The following is a 25,308-nucleotide window of genomic DNA, read 5'->3' on the forward strand; positions in this document are numbered from 1 at the left end:
TTATACATTTTTGTGAAGCCTGTTTTTTATAAACTCATAAAAAATTGTAATAATGGAATCAAAATTCACACTCATCGATGGCGAGTTTTCTATAAAAGAAGCGAGGGAAGTAATTGAAAATTTATTAGATTTTAAAATTCAATTTCACGGTAAAAAAAGTTTTGGAAGTGAAATCAGAACGGGGTCCAAAGACGAACGTTCTTTATTGCGTAAAGAAAGTTTAAAGAAAACAAAAGTGGAATTTTTGGCTTATTTAGAAGGTATTCCCGACACAGATGTCATTCAATTATATTCAGAAATTCAAATTACAAAATGAATTATTTCAGTGGAAGAAGGTTGTTAATTGTAACCAAACATGGAAAAGAGTTGGTTTTGAAGCCGCTGCTAGAAAAAGGGTTAAACGTAAAATGCACAGTAACTCGCGATTTTGACACGGATTCTTTTGGTATGTTTTCAGGTGAAATTAGTAGAAAAGAAGATGCTTTAAATACGGTTCGGAATAAATGTTTAGCAGCGATGGCGCGTTATAACTGTGATTTAGCGGTGGCGAGTGAAGGTTCATTTGGACCACATCCCGCTGCATTTTTTGCTTCGGCTGATGATGAATTAGTGGTTTTAATCGATTTAAAAAATGATATTGAAATCGTTGGCAGGAAACTGTCAATGGAAACTAATTTTGCGGCGAAAGCAATAAAAGACAAAACTACTTTTCTGGAATTTCTATCGCAAATAAAATTTCCATCTCACGGAATTATTTTAAAAAGTAAAGAGTTTAACGCGTCCGAAATACACAAAGACATTATAAATGAATTGGAAGCAATTCGGATTTTTGAGTTAATTCTCGCAGAATTTGGAAGCGTAAATGTTGAAACGGACATGAGAGCGATGAATAATCCGATGCGAATGAAAGTCATTCAAAATGCCACAAAAAATCTAGTTGAGAAGGTGAATTCACTTTGCCCAAAATGTTCTTTACCTGGTTTTTCAGTAACACAGTCAGTAAAAGGCTTGCCTTGTTCAGCATGTAATTTACCTACAAAATCAGTCTTGTATTTGTTGAAAACATGTTGCAAATGTGATTATTCTGAAAAGAATTATTTTCCACGAAACGTCAAAACGGAAGAGCCTATGTACTGTGACAATTGTAATCCATAATTAGATGACAGAAATCAATACCAATATAGAACAAGCGATTTTAATATTAAAAGCGGATGATTTAGTAGCGATTCCCACCGAAACAGTGTACGGTTTAGCGGCAAATGCATTTAGTGAAACTGCTGTTGAAAAGATATTCAAATTAAAAAAGCGTCCGTCATTTAACCCACTAATTGTGCATATTGGTTCGATCGTAGAATTAGACCGAATCGCAAAAAATATTCCGCCACTTGCCATTGAGTTAGCAAAAGCTTTTTGGCCCGGACCATTGACATTATTATTAGAAAAAACGGAACTAATTCCAAATTTAGTTACAGCGCAAAACAAAACAGTAGCCGTCAGAATGCCCAATCATCCTGCAACCTTGCAATTGCTTTCTGAATTGGATTTTCCACTTGCAGCACCAAGTGCAAATCCTTTTATGTCCGTCAGTCCTACGAAACCAGAACATGTTAAGAAGTATTTCGATGGTAAATTAAAGATGATTTTAGACGGTGGTTTTTGTAGCGAAGGAATTGAATCTACAATCTTAGGGTTTGAAAATAACAATGCTGTTTTGTACCGTCAAGGAAGTTGCAGTACAGCTGAAATTGAGAAAATTACAGGAAAGTTACTGTTGCCAAAAAGCGATAATTCAACTCCAAAAGTACCAGGAATGTTAAAGCGCCATTATGCTCCAAAAACTAAATTTATCCTAACTTCAAATTATAAAAAAGAATTGCGAAACCACGCCAATAAAAAAATTGGTATCATGTTGTTTTCAGCTCCTTCGGAACTTTTGCCGAACATTTCTTTTAGGATTTTGTCTGAAAAGGAATCCTTGAAGGAAGCGGCTCAAAATTTATTTGCAACTTTGATTGAATTAGATGCGATGAAATTAGATTTAATTATAGCTGTTTACGTTCCTAATAAAGGAATTGGAAAAAGCATCAACGACCGACTTGAACGTGCCGCTTCATTATAATTTTACAACAAAGCAACAATTCGTTCTAAAGCCATTCCGCGGGAACCTTTGATGAGGATATATTTATGTTCAAATTTGGTAGCAGATAATACTTCCTTCAAGTCCTCAAATGTGGCAAAAAAATTAAAATTTTCACGGATCACTTTACATTTGTAAAATTCTAAACCAATAAAATAAAACGAAATCGTAGTTTCTTTTTTCAAAGATTCAATAATTGCTTTGTGCTCTGCAAAACTTTCAGCACCAAGTTCGAACATGTCTCCTAGAAATGCAATTTTGTTAGGTTCGTTAAGTTGAATGAAGTTTTCTAAAGCAACTTTCATGCTACTTGGATTGGCATTGTATGCGTCTAAAATTAAGTGATTAGAATCTTTTTCACTTAATTGAGAACGATTATTTGTAGGGTTGTAGTTCTCAATTGCTTTTTTGATCAACGCATCACTAACTTTAAAATAGTGACCAATTGCAATTGCTGCAATAATGTTCGTAGCGTTATAAATTCCCACTAAATGGGACTCAATTTCGGCTTGTTTGTAAGTTACAGAAACAAAAGGATTTGCTTCAATGTTACTTATAAAAACAGCGGCATTTTGATCTTTGTTTGAAAAGGTATAGTTGGCAATTGATACACATTTTTCAACTTGTATGGAGTCGTCTAAATTAATAAATACTTTTTTTGAATGACTTTTCAGGAAATGATACATTTCACTTTTTCCTTTGATCACGCCTTCAAATCCTCCAAATCCTTCTAAATGCGCTTTGCCAAAATTCGTTATATACCCGTAGTCAGGTTGTGCAATTTCGCATAAGAATTCGATTTCCTTTTGGTGATTGGCACCCATTTCTACAATCCCAATTTCTGTTGATTGGTCAAAGGAAAGCAATGTTAACGGAACCCCAATGTGATTGTTTAAATTTCCAATTGTAGCTTTCACATTATACTTTTCGCCTAAAACAGCATTTATTAATTCCTTGGTAGTCGTTTTACCATTGCTTCCTGTCAACGCTATAACCGGTAATTTTAAGTAATTGCGGTGAAATTTGGCCAAGTCTTGTAACGTCTTTAAAGTATCCGTTACAAGAATGGTTCTATCGTCGATAAAATATTCTGGATTGTCAATAATAACAAAGGAAGCACCTTTATGAAGTGCTTCTTCAGCAAAAGTATTCGCGTCAAACCGATCGCCTTGCAATGCAAAAAACAGGGCATTCTTTTGAATTTTTCGAGTATCAGTTGTGAAGGAGTCGCAACTTAAAAATAATTTGTGTAGTTGTTGTAGTTCCATTTACTTTCGTGTAAAAACTATAAAAGCCCTAATTAAAGGGCTTTTATGAAATTTATTTTAAAAAACTAAAGTTAGTTTCTTGCTTTTTTCTTAGTCGATTTTGGTCCAACGCTTGACATTGCGCAACGGAAACCAATGTAGTCAGTTGCCATATCTTGTGGGAAATATCTTCTTTGAGCTGGATCTAACCAGTATGCTCTGTCTCTCCAAGAACCACCTTTGTAAACTCTAACATTGTTGTTGATTAAAGTAGTTCTCTTACTAGAAGTATCGTACTTTCTAACCATGTTGTCTAAACTGTCCACAGAAACGTTGTGTATAGGAGAGTCGTACATTCTCTTAACATTTTTTGCTGGATCAACTACGTCTTCCTCAGAACCAAAGTCAAAATATCGTGTAGATTGTTTGTCTCCATCTCTGTAATCACGGTTATCACTTTGAGAGAAATTTTGTCTTAAGTACGTTTCTTTTTCGTCAATTGGCACTTGTGCAATTTGACCTGGGAAATTTCTAGCAACAATTTTTCCGTTTGCCAAAGTATCATAAGCGATATTGTCAGCTGTAACTAATTCTACAGTTCCGTCTTCACCAATCTTATTTTTAGTATAAACGTTACCTCTGTAGTAGTTGAAATCATTTGCTTCATCGTCAACCATTGGACGGTAAACATCGGCAACCCATTCGGAAACGTTTCCAGCCATATCGTACAATCCAAAATCATTTGGAGGATAAGATTTTACTACGTTTGTAATATCAGCACCGTCATCAGACCATCCTGCAATTCCACCGTAATCTCCTTTTCCTTGTTTGAAGTTGGCCAATTGGTCACCTTTAACTTTTCTTTTACCACTTCTAGTATAAGAACCTTTCCAAGGATATTTCTTTTGTCCTTTGTATAAGTTGTATTCTCTATTTCCTACATCAGAAGCAGCTGCATATTCCCATTCTGCTTCAGTTGGAAGTCTGTATTCCGGATTGATCAAACCAGAACTTCTCGTTGCATAAACGTTAGTTGCTTCTTTAGCATTCCCGTCTTTGTCTGCTTTTCCTGCTTTTGCTTTTCCGTTTTTCCCTTTAAGGACAATTTCTTCGTTTCCACCAAACGCTTTAGAAGGAACATTAATATACGTTTCAGTGCTGAAGTTAGCTTCTGCCGTCACGTCATTAATTTTTGCATCTTTTTTCAAATACCCTTCTTTCTCTAAAGTCGCTTCGTTTACACGATCCGTTCTCCATTTTGCAAATTCACTTGCTTGAATCCAATTCACACCAACTACTGGGTAGTAAGCATAAGCAGGATGTCTCAAGTAGTTATTTGTATAGGTTTCTGCGTATCCCAAACGGTTTCTCCAAACAAGTGTGTCTGGTAAAACACCATCATAGATATTTTTGTAGTTTTCGTCCGTTGGAGGGAAAACTGTTTTTGTCCAAAAAAGATATTCGGCATACATCGCATTCGTAACTTCCGTTTCATCCATGTAAAAGGACTGAACGTGTTGTTGCGAAGGGGTGTTGTTCCAATCATGCATTACATCATCTTGCACTTTACCCATCGTAAATGTTCCACCTTCTACTAAAACGAGTCCAGGAGCTGCTTGTTGCTTCTTGTAATTCGTGTTGTATTGAAAACCACCTTTTTTGTCGTTGATTTTCCAACCTGTAGCAGATGAGGCATTTTTTGAGCTGGAATTCTTGCTACAACTAGCAAAACCAACAACTACTGCTAATGATAATAGCAGCTTAACCGTCATAATTTTGTTTACTTTCATACTTTAAGTAGGTAATAAATTTCGTGGCGCAATATAACAATTAAGCTTGAAATTGCAACAACTTTTTATAAATAATAACAAAAAACTCTATAATTGTTTTCTATTCAGAATTAGAACGTAAAATTAATTGAAATATTATTGATCTGGCCAATCTAAATGAATTAATTTTACGCATTTGTAATAATGTTCTACTTGTAGCGTTTTTAATTTCAATGAAAAAAATAGCTTTTTTATTCTTATTCGTTTCCTTTTTTACAAATGCTCAAATCAAGGGCTCATTTGTAGTGGATTGGAAGGAAAATACATCCTACAGTATAGGAGAAATTCAATATTCCATTCCGCAATTTAATTTTGAAAATTACTTTTTTAACGAAGTAGATAAATCTTTAGAATTCCGACTCACAATTCCGACTTCTTTTGATGTAAATGAAAACTCATTACGACTTTCAAATGTGGTTTATGAGAATATTTCTCAAATTGGCGATTTATCTTCTTTAAATCTTCCCCGTTTAATTTCGGCGAAAGTCAGAAGTGTGAACGCAAGAGATGCTAAATTTGCTCAAATTAGTTTCCCTCCTATAATTAAAACCAGTTCGGGCTATCAAAGAGTGAAGTCTTTTGATTACAGTATTGAAAGAGGTTCGTCAAATAGTGCTTCGACAGCTAGAGATTTCAATCAGTTGTCAAATTCGGTATTGGCAAATGGCGATTGGTACCGGTTCTACGTCGAAAAGTCCGGTGTTTATAAAATTTCAAGATCCTTTTTGCAGCAACTGGGTGTTAACCTGAATAATGTCAACCCACGAAGTATTAAGATATATGGCAATGGCGGACGAATGGTTCCGCTGAGTAATGCCGTGGACTATCCTTCGGATTTGGAAGAAAATGCCATTCAAGTAATTGGTGAGGAAGATGGAAGTTTTGACAGTAACGATTACATTTTATTTTACGCAGAAGGCTTTGACAATTGGAGCGAAGAAAATTTAACGCATTTAAATTTATACGACACTAAATCCTATTATTACGTAACAGTTCAAGGTGCTTTTGGGAAAAGAATGGGTCAAATGCCGGAGATTAATTCTAGTGCAACTCCGATTACGGCTTACGACGCCTATAGTTTTTACGAAAAGGATTTAATAAACATTGTACGATTGGGAAGAAGATGGTTTGGAGAAGATTTTAATTTCAATAACGAACGAACTTTTGATTTTAATTTTCCAAACATAAATACGAGTTCCCCATTTGAAATTAAAGTCGTTGCCGCAGGAGCTTCTTTAAATGCGTCCTCTTTTGGTATTAAAATTAACGGAGCTGCTTCGGGAACATTAAACTTTAGTTCTATTGCTGGTTCGGAAGCAGGTTTTGTGCTTGATTCTCAAATTTTATCCGCTGCGGCAACTACGGATTTATCCGTTCAAATGACCTATAATAACAATGGAGTTCCAAGTGCAAAAGCTTATTTGGACTATATCAGTGTTAAAGCAAAATGCAATTTGAGTGGCTTTGGCAAGCAATACCGTTTTCAATACGATGCAGCAGCCAATCAAATTGGTTTTGGTGAATATCAATTTACCAATGCAATTTCTATTGCGCAAGTTTGGGACATTACAGATTTATATAATGTAACTAAAAGAGTAAACGACAGCCAAAATAATTTTGCGTTCAAAGCATCTTTAGGTGAAGTTCGAAAATACATTGCAGTCGACTCACAAGATTATTACACTCCAAAGAAAGATTCAAATGCAAAGGTGGCAAATCAGAATTTAAAGGGGATGATTTTCAAAAATGCACAAGGACAATTTCAAGATATCGATTATTTAATCATCACGCCAAAATTCCTAAACAGTGCTGCTGAAAAACTAGCTAATTTTCACCGTACAAATTCTGGCATGAATGTGAAAGTCGTTTTTACGGAAGATATTTATGCGGAATTTTGTTCTGGTAAACAAGATATTGGTGCCATCCGAAATTTTGTAAAGTACGTATACAACAACGCTTCCACTTCAGCAAATAGAGTTAAATATTTAAATCTTTTTGGTGCTGCTTCCTTTGATTTCAAAAATAGAATTCCAAATAATACGAATGTGGTGCCAATATTTCAAGCATTAGAAAGCAGAAGTGCAGGACCAGCCTCATTTTGTTCCGATGATTTCTTTGGGCTGATGGATTTAAATGAAGGTGTCAATTCAAACGGAAGTGGACTCGATATCGCAGTGGGCCGAATGATTGTTGCTAATGCGAAAGAAGCAGATGAAATGGTCAACAAAGTCATCGATTACCACGACATAAAATCCTACGGAAGTTGGCGAAATAACCTAATCTTTATCGGTGATGATCCAAGTTCTGAAAAGCAAGGAGACCAACAGTTGCAGTATTTTCAAAATAAATTAGGAGACGAAATCGGTACCCAGAAACCATTTTTCAACATCAATAAAATCCTTCTCGATTCTTATGTTCAGGAAGTTTCGGGTGGTGGAGATCGGTATCCAAAAGCCCGTACTGATATTTTTGAAGCATTTGAAAAAGGCGCTTTGGTGTTCAATTATTTGGGACACGGAGGTGAAGATGGTTTAGCAGATGAACGAATTTGGGAAAAAGAAGACGGTCAGAATTTGGCCAACCAATATAAGTATCCACTTTTCATAACAATAACCTGCGATTTCTCACGTTTTGACAATCCGTACAAGCAAACGGGTGGAGAAATTACTTATTTGAATCCAAAAGGTGGCGCAATTTCCATGATAACTACGGTTCGTGCCATTGGACAAGGAGAAGCTCAGGTTTTTAATCCTGTTTTGGCTAAATATTTATTTGGATACGGCACAAATTCGTATGTTTCAATCGCGGAAGCTTTAAGGTTGGCCAAAAACCAAATGAACAGTAATGTCGTAGTTTACATTGGAGATCCGGCTTTATTTTTAGCGATTCCAAAACCAAAAGTTATTTTGACTCAAGTGAATGATATGCCGATTTCGGGAACATTTGACGATTTTAAATCTTTAGGAGTGATGAAAGTGGCCGGTCAAGTGGTGGATGAGAATAACACTCCTTTGAATAATTACAACGGAGCGCTTTCGGTAACTATTTTTGATAAAAACAGTTTAAGAAGCACGTTGCGAAACGACAATACGGATGCAATGATAAACGACAACCCGTTTACTACAGGTCCAACAATGCCTTTTATTGCGTTAGGAGAAACGATTTTCAGAGGAAATGCAAATGTAACCGGCGGAAATTTTGAATTCAACTTTGTAGTTCCTCGCGATATTCGAGTGCCATTAGGGAATGGAAGAATGAGCTTTTATGCTAAGAAAACGGGTCAACGTTTAGATCAAACTGGGGTGAATACCGATATCAAAGTGGGTGGAATTAATGAAAATGCAGCAGCGGATACCACGCCGCCAACTATAAAACTATATATGAATGACGAATCATTTGTTTCAGGCGGCATAACCAATGAGTCGCCCATATTACTTGCGTTATTGGAAGATGAAAACGGAATGAATACGGCAAGCGGTATCGGGCACGATATGATTGCAATTTTAGATGGCGACGAAAGTAATCCGTATTTAGTGACGGATTATTACGAAACAGAACTTGATAATTACAAAAAAGGACGTTTGAAATTTCCTTTTAGAAATCTTGAAAAAGGGTTGCATACTTTGACATTCAAAGCTTGGGATGTTTATAATAATCCAATTTCAGCTGAGATTCAGTTTGTGGTTGTTGGCGATGAATCGTTGACTTTAAAAAATGTGTTGAATTATCCCAATCCATTTGTAAGTTATACGCAATTTTGGTTCACTCACAACCGACCATTTGAACCTTTAGAAGTGCAAGTACAAGTAATGACTGTTACGGGAAAAGTAGTTTGGACTAAAAACCAAATTGTGAATACAGAAGGATTCTTGTCAAGAGAAATAACATGGGATGGAAGAGATGATTTTGGAGACAAAATTGGAAAGGGAGTTTATGTCTATAAATTGACTGTCAAATCAACGTTGACAAATAAAAAGACAGAAAAGTTCGAGAAACTTGTTATACTTTAATAAAATATTATATTTGTTTAATTATTTTTTTTAAAATCAAAGAATGAAAAAAAGTTTAGTACTACTAATGGGTGTGTTTTTGATACAACATTCATGGGCTCAAGAAGAAAGTCGTGTGATCACAACCGGAGTTCCTTTTTTAATGGTTGCCGCTGATGCACGTTCAGCAGGTATGGCAGATCAAGGTGTGGCTACTTCTACAGATGCTTTTTCTCAACAATACAATCCCGCAAAATATGCGTTCTCTTTAGATAAACAAGGTTTTTCTATTAGTTATACACCTTACCTAACAGGTTTAGTAAACGATATTTCCTTAGGTCAGGCAACTTATTTTAACCGGATTAGTGAGCGAAGTGCATTCGCGGGAAGTTTACGATTTTTCGGTTTAGGAGATATTGAATTGCGTCAAACAGATGACCCTAACGAAGTGCCAAATGTGGTTAGTCCAAATGAATTTGCCATTGATGGTTCCTATGCATTGAAGTTAAATGAACGATTTTCAATGTCTGTTGGAGGTCGTTACATTCGCTCTTCTTTGCGAATTGCAAGTGATGTTGGAGATGCAAAACCAGCGAGTACTTTTGCAGTTGATTTAGCAGGTTTCTACCAATCAGAAGAAATTGCTTACGACAGTTTTAATGGTCGATGGAGAGCGGGTTTTAATATCCAAAACGTAGGTCCAAAAATCAGTTATAACGATGACGAATTAGGTAGTAATTTCATTCCTGCTAATTTACGACTCGGTACTGGATTTGATTTCATTCTAGACGAATACAATAAAGTTTCTATCAACTTAGAAGCTACTAAATTATTAGTTCCAACACCTCAGAATCCAGATATTGACGGAGATGGAGTCATTACGAATGAGGAACGCGCTCAAACCAATGATGATTACAGAAGAATTGGATGGGTTCCTGGAATTTTCAAATCGTTCGGCGATGCTCCAGACGGATTTAGTGAAGAGTTGAAAGAAATTACATACTCAATTGGTTCAGAATATATTTACCAAGACTCATTTGCACTTCGTGCGGGTTACTTTCACGAAAATGCTGAAAAAGGTGCAAGGAAGTTTTTCTCACTAGGTGCTGGCTTCAAATATAATGTCGTAAAAATTGATGTTTCTTATTTGTTCTCTGCTTCTAAAGTCAGAAGTCCACTAGAAAACACATTGCGATTTTCGTTATCATTTGCTTTCGGAGATAAATATGATGAATATTAATAAAAGCAAATAGATGTATTATAATCCAAATTTCACTTCAGAAATTTGGATTTTTTTTCCAATAAAGTCAAGGATTTAATTAAAAAATGGTCATGAAAAAAATTATAATAAATACGACATTTTCAGTTTTTGAAAGTAAAAATGATTTGTCGCAAGAAGTGCAGTCTTTGATGGAACAAGCAATTAGTATTCGTAAAAATGCGTATGCTCCTTATTCTAAATTTCGAGTAGGTTGTGCCATTTTGTTAGATAATGGCAAAGTGGTTTTAGGTTCAAATCAAGAAAATGCAGCGTATCCTTCAGGACTTTGTGCAGAACGAGTAGCGATTTTTCAAGCAGGAAGTTTGTATCCGGATGCCAAAATTTCTCAAATGGCAATTTCGGCCACTGCAGATGAAAAACCAGTTCTTGAGCCTATTCCGCCGTGTGGTGCATGCCGACAATCTATCGCAGAATATGAAATCCGCCAAGAAACACCAATTGAAATCTTTTTTATGGGTGAAAGTGGACCTGTTTATCAATCGGATTCGTTGAGAAACTTATTGCCGTTCATGTTTGATAAGAAGTTCTTGTAAAAAAAGCTAAAAAGACTACTTTAAATTTTACTTCTTACTTGGAATGTCTTATTTTTGCGAACTAATACTTCGGAACTGAATAAGTGTGCGGAAACTATAACGAAGTAGTTCAAAATAATCACAGCATTAATAAGCAAAAGTAAAATTCAATGAAAGAAATTACAAAAGAAGTTTATTTAAAATGGTATGAAGACATGCTATTTTGGAGAAAGTTTGAGGATAAATTAGCTGCACTTTACATCCAGCAAAAAGTTAGAGGATTTCTTCACTTGTATAATGGTCAAGAAGCAATTTTGGCAGGTGCATTGCATGCAATGGATTTGTCTAAAGACAAGATGATTACCGCATACCGTAACCACGTTCAACCGATTGGAATGGGTGTGGACCCAAGAGCAGTTATGGCTGAATTAATGGGAAAAAAGACGGGAACTTCTAAAGGAATGGGTGGTTCAATGCACATTTTTTCTAAAGAAAAAGGATTTTATGGTGGTCACGGAATCGTAGGAGCTCAAATTCCTGTAGGTGCTGGAATCGCTTTTGCTGATAAATATTTTGAAACTGGGGGTGTAACATTGACTTATTTTGGTGATGGAGCAGCACGTCAAGGTTCTTTGCACGAAGCTTTTAATATGGCAATGTTGTGGAAATTACCTGTAGTTTTTATCGTAGAAAATAACGGTTATGCAATGGGAACTTCGGTTGAACGTACTGCAAACCACACGGACATTTGGAAACTTGGTTTAGGATATGAAATGCCTTGTGGACCAGTAGACGGAATGAATCCAGTTAAAGTTGCTGAAGCTATGACTGAAGCAATGGATCGAGCAAGAAGAGGTGACGGACCAACGTTTTTAGAAATGAAAACATACCGTTACAGAGGTCACTCGATGTCTGATGCTCAACTATACAGAACTAAAGATGAGGTGGAAGAGTACAAAAAAATTGACCCTATTACACAAGTTTTAGACGTAATCAAAGAAAATAATTATGCTACTGAACCAGAAATTGAAGCAATTGATGAACGTGTGAAAGAGTTAGTGGAAGAATGTGCCACTTTTGCAGAAGAATCTGATTTTCCAGACGCACAACAATTATATGATGTGGTTTACGATCAAAAAGATTACCCATTCATCCCTCATAAATTATAATCAATATGGCAATAGTAATAACAATGCCTCGCTTAAGCGATACGATGACAGAAGGAACTGTTGCTACTTGGCTTAAAAAAGTGGGCGACAAAATAAGCGAAGGCGATATTTTAGCCGAAATCGAAACTGATAAAGCAACCATGGAATTTGAATCATTCAATTCTGGAACTTTATTGCATATTGGTATTCAAGAAGGAGAATCGGCACCAATTGATTCATTATTAGCAATTATTGGTAAAGAAGGAGAAGATATTTCTGAATTGTTAAAAGGAAATTCAACTGCAGAAGAGAAGTCGGATGATAAAAAGGAATCTTCGGATAAAGAAGAAGCTCCAAAATCAGAAGATAACGCAGTAGAAAAGAATTCAACAGAATCGAAATCAGCTGAATTGCCAAAAGGAGTTGTTGTAGTAACAATGCCTCGTTTGAGCGACACGATGACCGATGGAACAGTAGCGACGTGGTTGAAAAAAGTAGGCGATAAAATTAGCGAAGGCGATATTTTAGCTGAAATTGAAACGGATAAAGCAACAATGGAATTCGAATCTTTCAATGCCGGAACTTTATTGTTCATTGGTATTCAAGAAGGCGAAACAGCTCCTGTTGATAGTCTTTTAGCAATTATTGGACCTGAAGGAACGGATGTTTCTGGAATTTCTGGAAACTTTGGCAACAAAGATTCAAAAGCAACTGAAAGTAAAGAAGCGGATTCGAAAGAAGAGAAGTCTACTGAAACAAAAGAAGAGAAAACAGCATCAACTGAAACTGTTTCTGAAAATAATAACGCATCAGGACGAATTTTTGCTTCGCCTTTAGCTAAGAAAATTGCTGAAGAAAAAGGAATTAATTTGAACGATGTAAAAGGTTCTGGTGAAAATGGACGTATCGTGAAAAGCGATGTGGAACAATTTTCTCCTGCCAAACAAGAAGCGAAGACAGAATCTGTATCAGCTTCAGCTTCGGCACCAACTCCATCTCAAGCACTAGCGCCAAAAATGGTTGTTCCTGCAGGAGAAGTTGTGGTAGAAGAAGTGAAAAATTCGCAAATGCGTAAAATCATCGCAAAACGTTTGTCAGAATCTAAATTCACGGCTCCTCATTATTACTTGAAAATTGAAGTAACAATGGATGCTGCAATGGAATCTAGAAGTATAATCAACTCAATCCCGGATACGAAAGTGTCGTTTAACGATTTAGTGATTAAAGCTTCGGCAATGGCGTTGAAAAAACATCCAAAAGTTAACTCACAATGGAAAGATGAAGCAACGATCATCAACCACCACGTAAACATTGGGGTTGCAGTAGCTGTGGAAGACGGATTGGTAGTTCCTGTTCTTAAATTTACTGATTTGATGTCGTTGACTCAAATTGGAGGAAGCGTAAAAGATTTAGCGGGAAGAGCTAAAAATAAAAAATTACAACCTGCCGAAATGGAAGGAAGTACGTTTACGGTTTCTAACTTAGGAATGTTTGGAATCGTTGAATTTACATCAATTATCAATCAACCGAATTCAGCGATTTTATCTGTTGGAGCGATTGTTGAAAAACCGGTTGTGAAGAACGGACAAATAGTTGTAGGAAATACAATGATGCTTACTTTAGCTTGTGACCACAGAACGGTTGACGGTGCTACGGGAGCTCAGTTCTTACAGACGTTAAAACAATACATGGAAAATCCGGTAACGATGCTTGCATAAGTATGTAACTGATTTTTACTATATAAATCCCGTCTCGTTTATACTACGAGACGGGATTTTTTGTTTATTTTAGCATTCAAATTTTATCAAGATGAGGTATTTTTATTTTTTAGTGGTTTTCATTTTAGTAGGTTGTAAAAGCACTTCTGTTTTGGATGTGTCCAAAGAATCGAATGCAATATCTTCGTACAAGGTACAAGAGTCGAGTGTGAGTGCCACTTTGAAAACGCTTTCGGCAGATGATATGCAAGGTCGCGAAGCTGGTAGTGCTGGAATCAATAAATCTGCTGATTACTTAGTTGAACTCTTGACGAAGTATAAAGTAAAGCCTTATTTTAAAACCTATCGCGATACGTTGGCAAACTTTAAAGGAACTACTTTTAATGTTGTTGGTGTAATTGAAGGAAGCGATCCCGTTTTGAAAAAGGAATTCGTCATTTTAGGAGCCCATTACGATCATATTGGAATTTCTCAAGATGGTGTTGATGGTGATTTTATCAATAATGGTGCGAATGATGATGCTTCAGGAGTTACTGCTGTTGCTGAATTGGCAAAGTATTTTGGTACACATAAAACAAATAAACGAAGTATTCTAATTGCGTTTTTCACGGCTGAGGAAACCGGCTTATTGGGTTCTTTTCATCTGGCAGATAAATTAAAAAAATCAAATTTCAACTTATATACGATGTTGAATTTTGAAATGATTGGCGTTCCAATGGAAGCGGATTATACGGCTTACATTACTGGTTTCAGCAAGTCAAATATGGCTGCGAAAATCAATGAATATTCGGGAAAGAAATTAGTCGGATATTTGCCAATGGAGTTTCAATACCAATTATTCAAGCGTTCCGATAACTATCCGTTTTTTGAAAAATTTAATGTGCCAAGTCAGACCGTTTGTACATTTGATTTCAAAAATTTTGATTATTACCATCATGTAAAAGATGAATTTGAAGTTATGGATATTCCACATATGACACGATTTATTCAAGATGTTTTGCCTGTTGTGGAAAAGATGGCAAATGCCGAAACGAAAGAAATTATTTTAAAATAGAAGACATACACTTCTTAAAAATATAAATATGAAAAATATTATTATTACGGGAACGAGTAGAGGAATTGGAAATGAATTGGCATTGAAATTTGCGAATGAAGGACATAATGTGTTAGCGATTTCTCGCAAAATTTCGACCGATTTAGCGAAACATGAAAACGTAACTTGTTTATCCATTGATTTATCTAAAGAGGATGAATTGAAAAACATTTCTAATTTTTTAAGTTCAAATTGGAAGCAAGTAGATGTAATTATAAATAATGCAGGAGCGATTATCAATAAACCTTTTGCAGAAACAACGGTGGAAGATTTCAGAAAAATATATGAAGTGAATGTTTTTGGGATTGTTTCACTGACGAAAATTGCATTGCCTTATTTGAAAAAAGGAAGCCATGTCGTGACCATTAGTTCAATGGGTGGAATTCAAGGAAGTATGAAATTCGCGGGACTTTCTGCTTATAGTTCAAGTAAAGGAGCTGTGATTACTTTGGCTGAATTACTTTCGGAAGAGTATAAGGAACAAGGGATTTCGTTTAATGTTTTAGCGTTGGGTTCTGTTCAAACCGAGATGTTGGCTGAGGCTTTTCCAGGTTATCAAGCACCATTATCGGCTTCAGAAATGGCAGATTATATTAAAGATTTTTCTTTGACAGGAAATAAATTTTTTAATGGAAAAGTGTTGCAGGTTTCCAGTTCAACGCCTTAAAACCGAAATAAACTTTAATTGTCAGATCATATTGGACAATTGAGAACGCTACTATTCTGCTGAAATTAAAATAGATTTTCGAGAGTTAACAATGAATGAAACTTTATCAAAATACATTCCTGAACACGCCGTTAAACCAGTTTTTGAATTGATTGTTGCAAATCAAGTACATTTAAAAATTGTAAATGAACGCGTAACTCGTCATGGCGATTACCGTCGTGCACTTTCGGGGAAACATGAGATCACGGTTAATTCCAACTTAAATCAGTACAAGTTTCTAATTACGTTGGTGCATGAAATCGCACATTTGGTTGCTTTTGAAAAATTCGGTCGTAATATAAAACCACATGGTCATGAATGGAAGTATAGTTTTCAACGGTTAATGATTCCTTTTATCAGACCGGAGATATTTCCAAATCAGTTGTTGCCGCTTTTGGCACGACATTTCAAAAACCCAACAGCAAGTAGCGACACCGATGCTCGATTGGCATTGGCTTTGAAATATTTTGACAAACCAAACGACAAATATTTTGTTTTTGATATTCCTGTGGGAAGTATTTTCAGAATTCACAACGGAAAGATTTTTAAAAAAGGAAACGTTCGTGTCAAACGATACGAATGCACAGAGGTCAATTCTGGACGCGTTTTTTTATTCAATCCAAATGCCGAAGTAGAGTTGTTGAAAACATCCTGAATTAAGCAAAAGTAAATTTTAGAATCCTTATATTTGTTGGTGGTGCGAACTACTTCTTACTGCAAAGAAGTTTAATTTTAAATCTTTAGAATGAACAATAATTATTACGCAATAGTTATGGCTGGTGGAGTTGGATCAAGATTTTGGCCCGTAAGTACGGCTGAATTTCCAAAACAATTTCACGACATGTTGGGTTGTGGCGAAACACTAATTCAAAAAACTTTTTCGAGATTAGCTAAGCTTATTCCTGCAGAAAATATTTTAATTTTAACGAATGAAAGTTACAACGACTTGGTTTTGGAGCAGTTGCCAATGGTACAGCCAGATCAAATATTGTTAGAGCCTGCCATGCGAAATACCGCTCCTTGTATTCTATATGCTACATTAAAAATCCAAAAATTAAATCCGAACGCCGTTGTAGTTGTCGCGCCAAGTGACCATTGGATTGAAGACGAAAAGTCTTTTGGAGAAGACTTACAAACTGCTTTTGACTTTTGTGAAAAGGAAAATGCATTGATGACTTTAGGCATTCAGCCTACTTTTCCAAATACAGGTTTTGGATACATCGAATTTGATAAAGAAGATTCGAATCAAATAAAGAAAGTAAAGCAATTTAGAGAAAAACCCGATTATGAAACAGCTAAAAAGTTTCTGCAAAGTGGTAACTTTCTTTGGAATGGTGGAATTTTTATATGGAGTATTCAATCGGTTTTAAAGGCCTTTGAACGTTTTCAACCACAATTATTAGCATTGTTTTCAGAAGGAATTCCAACGTACAACACGGAGGCTGAAAATGATTTTATATCTAAAAATTATGCTTTAGCTGAAAATATTTCCATTGATTATGCAGTTATGGAAGATGCTGATAATGTATTTGTATTGCCTGCGCGATTTGATTGGAACGATTTAGGAACATGGGGTTCGCTTCATGAGAAATTACCTAAAGATGCAAAGGAAAACGCAATAGTAAATTCAAAAGTAATTTTAGAAAACGCATCAAATAATATCATCAGAAGTGACGGTAAAAAAACAATTGTGGTGGAAGGTTTGAATGACTATATTATTGTTGACCATGAAGACGTGCTTTTAATTTATCCAAAATCAAAAGAACAGGAAATTAAATCACTGATTGAAAAAGTGAAAAATGTAAATTAAGGATTTATTTTAAATCTTTTAAATACGCTTCACGTACTTTCTTAAATAAATTTGAAGAATAAACAAAGTCAACAACGGCTTCGTTTTCGGTAACGAACATTTCATCTTTATTACCTTGCCACGCTTTAACGCCATTTTTCAAAAACAAAATATTTTCACCAATCTCCATAACCGAATTCATGTCATGGGTATTGATTACAGTTGTAATGTCGTATTCTTCGGTAATTTCTTTAATTAAATTATCGATTAATGTAGAAGTATTTGGATCTAAACCTGAATTTGGTTCGTCACAAAATAAGTATTTCGGTCGGTTAACAATGGCTCTTGCAATGGCAACACGCTTTTGCATTCCACCTGAAATTTCAGAAGGCAACTTATGATGAGCATCAATTAGATTCACTCTTTTTAAAACAAAATCAACGCGATCGTGTATTTCAGAACGGCTGTTTTTTGTAAACATTTTCAATGGAAAAGCAACATTCTCGGCCACAGTCATCGAATCAAAAAGGGCACTTCCTTGAAAAACCATTCCGATTTCTGTTCGTAAAGCTCTTCTTTCATCGCGCGTTAGATTTGAATAATCACGTCCGTCAAACACAATAGTTCCAGCAGATGGCTCGTGAATCCCCAGCAAGGTTTTAAGTAAAACTGTTTTTCCAGAACCACTTTGGCCAATAATCAAATTCGTTTTTCCCGTTTCAAAAACAGATGAAATTCCTTTCAAAACTTTATTTTCGCCGAACGATTTCTCTAAATTTTTAATTTCTATCATTAGGTTAAAAGTAATTGAGTGATGATATAATTCACTAAAATGATGGTAACCGACGTCCAAACAAATGCGACTGTACTTGCTTTTCCAACTTCTAAAGCGCCACCTTTCATATAAAATCCGTGAAAGGAAGGAATAGTGGCTAAAAGTAAAGCGAATAAAAAGGTTTTGATAAAAGCATACGCAATATGAAATGGTTGAAAGTCACTCTGTAAACCAGCAATAAAATTATCGCTACTTGTAAAGCCACCATAAACCCCAGCCATCCAGCCGCCTAGCATTCCTAAAAACATTGCAATTCCAATAACAAACGGATAGAGAAGAAGTGCCATCAATTTTGGAAAAACCAAGTAATTTACCGCATTTACACCCATCACTTCTAACGCGTCAATTTGTTCGGTTACACGCATTGTTCCGATACTTGACGTAATAAACGAACCCATTTTTCCCGCCATTACGATGGAAATAAAAGTGGGTGCAAATTCTAAAAGTACCGATTGACGTGTGGCAAATCCTATTAAGGTCTTGGGAATCAGAGGATTGTTTAAGTTTAGTGCGGTTTGAATCGCAACCACACCTCCTACGAAAAACGAAATAAAGGCTACAATTCCTAAAGAACCGATAATTAAATCGTCAATTTCTTTAATCAACAAGCCTTTCATCACCTTCCACTTGGTTGGTTTTCTAAAAATTTCTTTCCACATCAGGAAATACCTCCCAATTTGCGATAAATAGCGAACTAACATCATATTTTTAAATAAAGGCTAATTTATAAAGAACTTCCGACTTATGCCTTATGAAATTTCAGTTATTTTTTGGGCGTTACCCTGCGGGTCGGGCTATTCACTTCAAATGAAATTCATCGAACACCAAAAAAATAAAAGCAAAGTGAGATAATCTTTTGTTCCATTTCATTTCACAAAAGGATTTCTCGTTACTATCCCTAACGCAAAGTAGCGTCTGCCGCAGTTTATATAATTTTTTAAAAGAAAATATTTTTTATAACAACTTCTCTTTTATCTTTTTCCAACGGTAATTCCGAATGAAGTTTGCTTGCTCTTCAGTAACTAGAAGTGGTTTTTTTGAAGATTTCGCTTTCCAAAAACCATTCAAATAATCTATAAATAGAAGCGGTTTCTTTTTGCGAAAAGCTAATTTCGCTGAAGCGATCGAAGTAATCCAAAAACCATAACCCAACGAATAAAAAGCTTCACCTTGTTTGTATCGAGCTGTTTTGCTGTAATTCGCTCCCGTAGGTTTCAGGTGTTTGACGTGTAACGATTCATCTGTTTTAATTTTCCAGTCGTAGAATTTACATAGCAATTCGTCCACCGTATCCCAACCCATAGCAGGTTTTAAACCACCAATTTCTTTAAAAGTTTCTTTTCGGTACGCTTTTAAAGCACCCCGAATATGGTCTTTATCCGTTAAGTTTTCTAAAATCCAGTCGCCATTTTTTTGGATGTAACAAAAACCGCCAACCATTCCAATTCGTTCATCGGATTTGAAATGCGAGATTAAAGTTTCAAAATAATTCAAAGGAAAAATCAAATCTGCATCTGCTTTTACAATAAAATCATAGTAATCATCAACAGATTCTAATCCTTTTTGAAACGCTTGAATCACTTTGCTTCCCGGTAAATGAATCGCGTCAGAAGTTTTATTGACCAGTGAAATAAACGGATATTCTTTGGCGAAAGTCGAAACAATTTCAGCAGTAGAATCCGTCGAACTATCATTTACAACCACCACTTTTTTAGGCAAAACAGTTTGATCCACCAACGATTGAAGTGTTAATGCAATAAATTGTTCTTCGTTATAAGCAGGAATGATGATGTAGTAGTTCATTTTTAAATTCCAATTTTTTAAATTCCAAATTCCAACAACGGCAAAATTCGATGATTTTCCTCAATTATGTGGGTCAGTTTTGGGATTTGGGTTTTGTTATTTGGTAGTTCTTACTGCGTAAACCAAATAATACCTCGGAGTAAAATACCTCAAAATAGGGCGGAAGCCAATTTTCTTAACAGGATGCGTAAATTTTACAGAATCGATAATTTTAAATCCCGTTTTTTCTAAAAGCCAATCCAATTGCCAATCTTCAAATTCGTGGTAATGTCGGTCCCATTTATCCGTTTTACTCTTGTAAGCCGACTGAAACCAAAGTCGCATAGGAATAGAAATCAAAACTTTATCACATTTTACATTTTGTAAAACCGTGTAAGGATTTAGTAAATGTTCAAAAATTTCAAAGCCGGTGAAAACTTCATAATCTTCCGTTTTTAAAGCCGTTTGGTCGTTGTCTAAATCTTCTCCTTTTGTATTTGTAACCGCATATCCGTTTTCGGTCATGATTTTCGAAAAAGGATTTGGAACACCTAAGTCAAAAATTTTTTCAGACGTATTAATATGTTTCTTTAAGAAGTCTAACGTAATTGTGAAGCGCTTGTTCGGAAAAGTTTTTTCGTACATTTTAAAATGTTTCAAGTTTTAAGTTTCAAGTTGAAACAGTTTGCAAATTTACTATTTAAATATAAAAGCAGTACTTATTTTTAAATTTGATACACCATTGCATTAATATTCATTCCAGCGCCAACAGACGCAAAAAGAACAATATCTCCTTTATTCAATGAATGATTTTCGAATTCGCCTTTAATCAATAAATCGTATAAAGTAGGAATCGTAGCCACACTCGAATTTCCGAGCGTGTGAATACTCATTGGCATAATATCAGTAGGAACTGGCTTTTTATAAAGTTTATAAAAACGTTGAATAATCGCTTCGTCCATCTTTTCATTTGCTTGATGAATTAATATCTTGGATACTTGATCAATATTGAATCCGCTATTATTTAAGCAAGTTGCCATAGCATTTGGAACTTCCCGTAGCGCAAATTCATATATTTTTCGACCGTGCATTTTTAAGTACCGCACGTCGGGGTTGTGTTCTTTATTAAAAGAATTTCCAAAGTATAAATAATTGGATTCGTCGTAAGTGTAAGAAGCTGACTCATGTGCCAAAATTCCACCTGAATCTTCTGTAGCTTCAATAACGGTCGCGCCAGCTCCGTCTGAATAAATCATCGAATCGCGATCATGAGGATCCATAACTCTTGACAATGCTTCCGCACCAATTACTAAACATTTTTTAGCCATTCCAGCTTTAATAAATGCCTGTGCTTGAATCAATGATTCCACCCAACCTGGACAACCAAAAAGCATGTCGTAAGCGACACATTTTGGGTTTTTAATACGCAAATTATGTTTTACTCTTGAAGCTAAACTAGGTATCGTGTCTCCTTGAATTGAGCCTTTTTTTACATCGCCAAAGTTATGTGCGACAATGATATAGTCTAATGTTTCTGCGTCAATTTCTGCCGTAGCAATTGCTCGTTCCGCTGCAATAGTTGCAATGTCCGAAGTAGTTAAATCATTAGTTACGTAGCGTCTTTGCTCAATTCCCGTAATTTCGAAAAATTTCTTCGCAATGACGTCATTTGGATGAGGGAAAAGTGTCCCATCTTCGTTTAAAAAGACGTGATTTGCAAAATCTGCATTCGATACAACTTGACTTGGGATGTAACTTCCTGACCCCGTTATTTTTATATTCATTGGACTATTTTATAAAATATAAAGGTACTATTTTTAACTGTATTGACAATGAAAAAATACTATGCATGCATATAAGATCGGCAATTTCACAAAAATTACTCTAAGAGTGTTTTAATTCTTGTCTTTACGTTCGTTATGGATTTTAATTTGCATCACAGTTGCAATACTTAACGCTTGCGTTTTTATCTTTTCAGCATTTAAGCCTATGAAATTTTCATCAACTGATTCGTTAAAATGATGTAACCAAATTTTAAACAATTCAGGCGACAAATATTCTTTTTCGTTAATGTCAAGATGAAGTTGCGTCACATTTTTATGATAACCACCCTTGTTAAAAAGTGCTTGCGACCAAAATGTTACTAAAATAGGTAAATGCTCTTCTAATTTAATTTTAATCACTTCCGTGAAAATATAAGCAATAGAAGGATCATTCAGTAACTTGATGTAAAATTCGTCAACTAACTTGTAAAGATCTTCATTGTTTTCTATATCATTCATTTCAAAACTATTTTAAATAAAAAAGAGGCTTTAAATCGAAACTTAAAACCTCTTTTTCTATCATCATTCTTAAATCGTAAATCTTAATTTTGATTACATGTAAGCCTCAATTGGCGCACAAGAACAAATTAAGTTTCTGTCACCGTACGTTTCATCAACACGACGAACACTTGGCCAGAATTTATTGTCAGCAATATAATCTAATGGATAAGCAGCCGTTTCTCTTGAGTAAGGAAAAGTCCATGTATCAGCAGTTAACATTGCTAAAGTATGAGGAGCATTTTTCAAAATGTTATTTTCATCGTCTTTTGAAGAAGCTTCAATCTCTCTTCGAATTGAAATCATTGCATCAATAAAACGGTCCAATTCAGCCACATCTTCAGATTCTGTTGGTTCAATCATCAACGTTCCAGCCACTGGGAAAGAAACCGTTGGTGCGTGAAATCCGTAATCCATCAATCGTTTTGCGATATCGGTTACTTCAATTCCTTTTTCTTTGAATGAACGGCAGTCTAAAATCATTTCGTGTGCTGCACGACCTTTTTCGCCCACATACAAAATTGGGTAATGTTCCTCTAAACGCGCTTTCATATAATTCGCATTCAAAATTGCATATTTAGTAGCATTCGTAACTCCTTCAGAACCTAACATGCAAATGTAACCGTAAGAAATCAAACATACTAAAGCAGAACCATAAGGCGCTCCAGAAATAGCTGTAATTGCTTGGTCACCACCCACTTTTACGAGCGGATTACTTGGCAAGAACGGAACCAATTTTTCGTTTACACAAATTGGTCCAACACCTGGCCCACCACCTCCGTGAGGAATAGCGAATGTTTTGTGTAAGTTCAAGTGACAAACGTCTGCTCCAATTGTAGCAGGATTCGTCAAGCCAACTTGAGCATTCATATTTGCACCATCCATATATACCAAACCTCCGTTGTCATGGATGATTTGAGTAATTTCTCTAATCGCACTTTCAAAAACTCCGTGAGTTGATGGATAAGTTACCATTAAACAAGAAAGAGTGTCTTTGTATTTTAACGCTTTTTCACGAACATCTTCTACGTCAATGTTTCCATTTTCCATAGTTTTAGTAACGATAATTTGCATTCCTGCCATCGCTGCCGAAGCTGGATTTGTTCCGTGAGCTGAAGCTGGAATCAAACAAACTGTTCTTTTATCATCATTTCTTGATTGGTGGTATGCCCGAATCGTCATCAATCCTGCATATTCACCTTGAGCTCCTGAATTTGGTTGCAATGTAGTTCCTGCGAAACCAGTGATTACATTCAGTTGGTGCTCTAATTTTTTTAACATTTTTGTGTAACCTTGCACTTGGTCTAATGGAGCAAATGGGTGAATACCGTTCCAATAAGGCATACTCAAAGGCAACATTTCTGCTGCAGCATTCAGTTTCATAGTACAAGAACCTAAAGCAATCATCGAGTGATTTAACGATAAATCTTTACGCTCTAATTTCTTAATGTAACGCATCAAGCTTGTTTCAGAATGATATTTATTAAATACATCATGCGTCAAGAATGAAGAAGTTCGGTTTAAACTTTCTGGGTAATTTTGCTCTTTCACATTTTCCGTAACTTCGAAAGCATCTTTTCCAGTTGCTTCTGCGAAAACAGAAATGATGTCATTTAAATCGCCAAAAGAAGTCGTTTCGTTCATTGACATAGAAATCGTTTCGTTGTCAATGTAGAAAAAGTTAATTTCTTTTGCTTCAGCAATTTCTTTTACTTTTTGCGCATCTGCTTTTACAACGATTGTGTCGAAAAATGCAGTATTTGTTTGGTAAACGCCTAATTTATTTAAAGCATCAGCAAGTGTTGAAGCTTTCGCATGTACTTTATTTGCGATATAAGTCAATCCTTTTGGTCCGTGATATACGGCAAACATTCCCGCCATAACTGACAATAAAACTTGTGCCGTACAGATGTTAGAGGTTGCTTTTTCACGTTTGATGTGTTGTTCACGCGTTTGCAAAGCCATACGTAACGCACGATTTCCGTTTGCGTCTTGCGAAACACCGATGATTCTTCCCGGCATTGAACGTTTGTATTCATCTTTCGTTGCAAAATAAGCAGCGTGTGGTCCACCGTAACCCATCGGAATTCCGAAACGTTGTGTCGTTCCAACAACAACTGCAGCTCCCATATCACCAGGAGGCGTTAATTTTGTCAATGATAAAATATCTGCAGCAACAGCTGTTTTAATCTCTTTTTCGTTTGCTGTTTTGATGAAATCAGCGTAATCGTAAACTTGACCGTATTTTCCTGGATACTGTAAAAGTGCTCCAAAATATTCTGCTGAAAAGTCAAATTCTTGGTGATTTCCAACCACTAATTCAACACCAATTGGCGTAGAACGTGTTTGCAAAACGGATAGTGTTTGAGGTAAAATTTCTTCAGAAACGAAGAATTTACATACGTTATTTTTCTTTTGATCTCTCGTACGAACGTCAAATAATAAAGCCATTGCTTCAGCAGCAGCTGTGCTTTCGTCTAACAAAGAGGCATTTGCAATTTCCATTCCGGTCAATTCAATAACAGTAGTTTGGAAATTTAAAATCGCTTCTAGACGACCTTGTGCGATTTCTGCTTGGTAAGGCGTGTAAGCGGTGTACCATCCTGGATTTTCAAAAATATTTCTTTGAATTGGCGGTGGAACAATCGTTGGATGGTAACCCAATCCAATATATGATTTAAAAACTTTATTCGTGCGACCTAATTGACGAATGTGATTAGCATATTCATATTCGGTCATGATGTGCTCCAATTCTAACGATTTTTTCAAACGAATGTCAGTCGGAATCGTCTCGTATATCAATTGGTCTAATGTCTCAACTCCTATGGTTTCTAACATTTTAGGCAAATCGCTTTCTCTTGGTCCTAAATGTCTTAAAGCAAATGAATCTGTTTTCATAATGTAAATGTAGTGTGTTGTT

At 35.7% G+C, this 25,308-nt stretch carries 21 protein-coding genes; 12 read left to right on the forward strand and 9 right to left on the reverse strand.

Annotation, left to right across the window (positions count from 1 at the left end; translation table 11 throughout):
- The first annotated feature begins 52 nt into the window (after positions 1–52).
- Genes YWA_RS0109410 through YWA_RS0109420 form a run of 3 tightly spaced genes read left to right on the forward strand, consistent with a single transcriptional unit; the run spans position 53 to position 2,119 of the window.
- On the forward strand, positions 53–316 hold the full coding sequence (locus YWA_RS0109410) for a hypothetical protein (protein WP_022828265.1): 264 nt from the start codon (positions 53–55) through the stop codon (positions 314–316).
- Positions 313–1,155 carry a DUF6671 family protein gene (locus YWA_RS0109415; RefSeq protein ID WP_022828266.1) on the forward strand — a complete coding sequence of 281 codons (843 nt, stop codon included), beginning with the start codon at positions 313–315 and terminating at the stop codon, positions 1,153–1,155. Before YWA_RS0109410 ends, YWA_RS0109415 begins: the two co-directional genes overlap by 4 nt.
- A gap of 4 nt (positions 1,156–1,159) precedes the next feature.
- Complete coding sequence (locus YWA_RS0109420; protein ID WP_022828267.1) at positions 1,160–2,119, forward strand: L-threonylcarbamoyladenylate synthase; 960 nt, start codon at positions 1,160–1,162, stop codon at positions 2,117–2,119.
- A 2-nt stretch (positions 2,120–2,121) separates the two neighbouring features.
- On the opposite strand, the gene YWA_RS0109425 is transcribed toward YWA_RS0109420, so the two are convergent.
- Positions 2,122–3,405, reverse strand: coding sequence for a UDP-N-acetylmuramoyl-tripeptide--D-alanyl-D-alanine ligase (locus YWA_RS0109425; RefSeq protein WP_022828268.1), 1,284 nt, complete (start codon positions 3,403–3,405; stop codon positions 2,122–2,124).
- A gap of 71 nt (positions 3,406–3,476) precedes the next feature.
- Positions 3,477–5,174, reverse strand: a complete 1,698-nt coding sequence (gene gldJ, locus YWA_RS0109430; RefSeq protein ID WP_022828269.1) for a gliding motility lipoprotein GldJ — start codon at positions 5,172–5,174, stop codon at positions 3,477–3,479.
- Between the two features lie 212 nt (positions 5,175–5,386).
- On the opposite strand from gldJ, the gene porU reads away from it, so the two are divergent.
- The 9 genes from porU to YWA_RS0109475 all read left to right on the forward strand — a co-directional run bounded on the left by porU (position 5,387) and on the right by YWA_RS0109475 (position 17,471).
- Positions 5,387–9,223 carry a type IX secretion system sortase PorU gene (porU, locus tag YWA_RS0109435; protein WP_022828270.1) on the forward strand — a complete coding sequence of 1,279 codons (3,837 nt, stop codon included), beginning with the start codon at positions 5,387–5,389 and terminating at the stop codon, positions 9,221–9,223.
- A 43-nt stretch (positions 9,224–9,266) separates the two neighbouring features.
- Positions 9,267–10,442, forward strand: a complete 1,176-nt coding sequence (gene porV / locus YWA_RS0109440) for a type IX secretion system outer membrane channel protein PorV (protein WP_022828271.1) — start codon at positions 9,267–9,269, stop codon at positions 10,440–10,442.
- A gap of 92 nt (positions 10,443–10,534) precedes the next feature.
- Complete coding sequence (gene cdd, locus YWA_RS0109445; protein ID WP_026718709.1) at positions 10,535–11,017, forward strand: cytidine deaminase; 483 nt, start codon at positions 10,535–10,537, stop codon at positions 11,015–11,017.
- A gap of 149 nt (positions 11,018–11,166) precedes the next feature.
- Positions 11,167–12,165 carry a pyruvate dehydrogenase (acetyl-transferring) E1 component subunit alpha gene (gene pdhA, locus YWA_RS0109450; RefSeq protein WP_022828273.1) on the forward strand — a complete coding sequence of 333 codons (999 nt, stop codon included), beginning with the start codon at positions 11,167–11,169 and terminating at the stop codon, positions 12,163–12,165.
- Positions 12,166–12,170: 5 nt separating this feature from the next.
- Positions 12,171–13,862 (forward strand): pyruvate dehydrogenase complex dihydrolipoamide acetyltransferase, encoded by a 1,692-nt coding sequence (locus YWA_RS0109455; RefSeq protein ID WP_022828274.1) that lies wholly within the window; start codon positions 12,171–12,173, stop codon positions 13,860–13,862.
- A 91-nt stretch (positions 13,863–13,953) separates the two neighbouring features.
- The gene (locus YWA_RS0109460; protein WP_022828275.1) at positions 13,954–14,916 is read left to right on the forward strand and encodes a M28 family peptidase; all 963 of its coding nucleotides are present in this window, start codon (positions 13,954–13,956) and stop codon (positions 14,914–14,916) included.
- Between the two features lie 28 nt (positions 14,917–14,944).
- Entirely contained in the window at positions 14,945–15,622 is a 678-nt protein-coding gene (locus YWA_RS0109465; protein ID WP_022828276.1) for an SDR family NAD(P)-dependent oxidoreductase, read from the forward strand.
- 91 nt (positions 15,623–15,713) lie between these two features.
- Positions 15,714–16,316 carry a SprT-like domain-containing protein gene (locus YWA_RS0109470; protein ID WP_022828277.1) on the forward strand — a complete coding sequence of 201 codons (603 nt, stop codon included), beginning with the start codon at positions 15,714–15,716 and terminating at the stop codon, positions 16,314–16,316.
- A 90-nt stretch (positions 16,317–16,406) separates the two neighbouring features.
- Positions 16,407–17,471: a mannose-1-phosphate guanylyltransferase gene (locus YWA_RS0109475; protein ID WP_022828278.1), complete on the forward strand. Its 1,065-nt coding sequence runs from the start codon at positions 16,407–16,409 to the stop codon at positions 17,469–17,471.
- A 4-nt stretch (positions 17,472–17,475) separates the two neighbouring features.
- On the opposite strand, the gene YWA_RS0109480 is transcribed toward YWA_RS0109475, so the two are convergent.
- From YWA_RS0109480 to gcvP, 7 genes are all read right to left on the reverse strand, one after another.
- A complete protein-coding gene (locus tag YWA_RS0109480) occupies positions 17,476–18,243 on the reverse strand; it encodes an ABC transporter ATP-binding protein (RefSeq protein ID WP_022828279.1) in 768 nt (255 codons plus the stop codon).
- Positions 18,243–18,989, reverse strand: coding sequence for an MlaE family ABC transporter permease (locus tag YWA_RS0109485; protein WP_040472168.1), 747 nt, complete (start codon positions 18,987–18,989; stop codon positions 18,243–18,245). The genes YWA_RS0109480 and YWA_RS0109485 overlap by 1 nt, the downstream gene beginning before the upstream one ends.
- Positions 18,990–19,239: 250 nt before the next feature.
- Positions 19,240–20,088, reverse strand: a complete 849-nt coding sequence (locus YWA_RS0109490) for a glycosyltransferase (protein WP_022828281.1) — start codon at positions 20,086–20,088, stop codon at positions 19,240–19,242.
- Between the two features lie 96 nt (positions 20,089–20,184).
- Complete coding sequence (locus tag YWA_RS0109495) at positions 20,185–20,712, reverse strand: methyltransferase (RefSeq protein ID WP_026718711.1); 528 nt, start codon at positions 20,710–20,712, stop codon at positions 20,185–20,187.
- An 80-nt stretch (positions 20,713–20,792) separates the two neighbouring features.
- On the reverse strand, positions 20,793–21,851 hold the full coding sequence (locus YWA_RS0109500) for a 3-oxoacyl-ACP synthase III family protein (RefSeq protein ID WP_022828283.1): 1,059 nt from the start codon (positions 21,849–21,851) through the stop codon (positions 20,793–20,795).
- A gap of 111 nt (positions 21,852–21,962) precedes the next feature.
- A complete protein-coding gene (locus YWA_RS0109505; RefSeq protein WP_022828284.1) occupies positions 21,963–22,349 on the reverse strand; it encodes a group III truncated hemoglobin in 387 nt (128 codons plus the stop codon).
- A 93-nt stretch (positions 22,350–22,442) separates the two neighbouring features.
- A complete protein-coding gene (gcvP, locus tag YWA_RS0109510) occupies positions 22,443–25,286 on the reverse strand; it encodes an aminomethyl-transferring glycine dehydrogenase (protein ID WP_022828285.1) in 2,844 nt (947 codons plus the stop codon).
- Positions 25,287–25,308: the final 22 nt, after the last annotated feature.

This window comes from Flavobacterium antarcticum DSM 19726 (assembly GCF_000419685.1).
GTDB classification, from domain to species: Bacteria; Bacteroidota; Bacteroidia; order Flavobacteriales; family Flavobacteriaceae; genus Flavobacterium; species Flavobacterium antarcticum.

Bases quoted from the DNA above. Each gene is read 5' to 3' on its own strand.
- YWA_RS0109410 (WP_022828265.1), top strand. From the start codon at position 53: ATGGAATCAAAATTCACACTCATCGATGGCGAGTTTTCTATAAAAGAA.
- YWA_RS0109415 (WP_022828266.1), top strand. From the start codon at position 313: ATGAATTATTTCAGTGGAAGAAGGTTGTTAATTGTAACCAAACATGGA.
- YWA_RS0109420 (WP_022828267.1), top strand. From the start codon at position 1,160: ATGACAGAAATCAATACCAATATAGAACAAGCGATTTTAATATTAAAA.
- YWA_RS0109425 (WP_022828268.1), bottom strand. From the start codon at position 3,405: ATGGAACTACAACAACTACACAAATTATTTTTAAGTTGCGACTCCTTC.
- gldJ (WP_022828269.1), bottom strand. From the start codon at position 5,174: ATGAAAGTAAACAAAATTATGACGGTTAAGCTGCTATTATCATTAGCA.
- porU (WP_022828270.1), top strand. From the start codon at position 5,387: ATGAAAAAAATAGCTTTTTTATTCTTATTCGTTTCCTTTTTTACAAAT.
- porV (WP_022828271.1), top strand. From the start codon at position 9,267: ATGAAAAAAAGTTTAGTACTACTAATGGGTGTGTTTTTGATACAACAT.
- cdd (WP_026718709.1), top strand. From the start codon at position 10,535: ATGAAAAAAATTATAATAAATACGACATTTTCAGTTTTTGAAAGTAAA.
- pdhA (WP_022828273.1), top strand. From the start codon at position 11,167: ATGAAAGAAATTACAAAAGAAGTTTATTTAAAATGGTATGAAGACATG.
- YWA_RS0109455 (WP_022828274.1), top strand. From the start codon at position 12,171: ATGGCAATAGTAATAACAATGCCTCGCTTAAGCGATACGATGACAGAA.
- YWA_RS0109460 (WP_022828275.1), top strand. From the start codon at position 13,954: ATGAGGTATTTTTATTTTTTAGTGGTTTTCATTTTAGTAGGTTGTAAA.
- YWA_RS0109465 (WP_022828276.1), top strand. From the start codon at position 14,945: ATGAAAAATATTATTATTACGGGAACGAGTAGAGGAATTGGAAATGAA.
- YWA_RS0109470 (WP_022828277.1), top strand. From the start codon at position 15,714: ATGAATGAAACTTTATCAAAATACATTCCTGAACACGCCGTTAAACCA.
- YWA_RS0109475 (WP_022828278.1), top strand. From the start codon at position 16,407: ATGAACAATAATTATTACGCAATAGTTATGGCTGGTGGAGTTGGATCA.
- YWA_RS0109480 (WP_022828279.1), bottom strand. From the start codon at position 18,243: ATGATAGAAATTAAAAATTTAGAGAAATCGTTCGGCGAAAATAAAGTT.
- YWA_RS0109485 (WP_040472168.1), bottom strand. From the start codon at position 18,989: ATGATGTTAGTTCGCTATTTATCGCAAATTGGGAGGTATTTCCTGATG.
- YWA_RS0109490 (WP_022828281.1), bottom strand. From the start codon at position 20,088: ATGAACTACTACATCATCATTCCTGCTTATAACGAAGAACAATTTATT.
- YWA_RS0109495 (WP_026718711.1), bottom strand. From the start codon at position 20,712: ATGTACGAAAAAACTTTTCCGAACAAGCGCTTCACAATTACGTTAGAC.
- YWA_RS0109500 (WP_022828283.1), bottom strand. From the start codon at position 21,851: ATGAATATAAAAATAACGGGGTCAGGAAGTTACATCCCAAGTCAAGTT.
- YWA_RS0109505 (WP_022828284.1), bottom strand. From the start codon at position 22,349: ATGAATGATATAGAAAACAATGAAGATCTTTACAAGTTAGTTGACGAA.
- gcvP (WP_022828285.1), bottom strand. From the start codon at position 25,286: ATGAAAACAGATTCATTTGCTTTAAGACATTTAGGACCAAGAGAAAGC.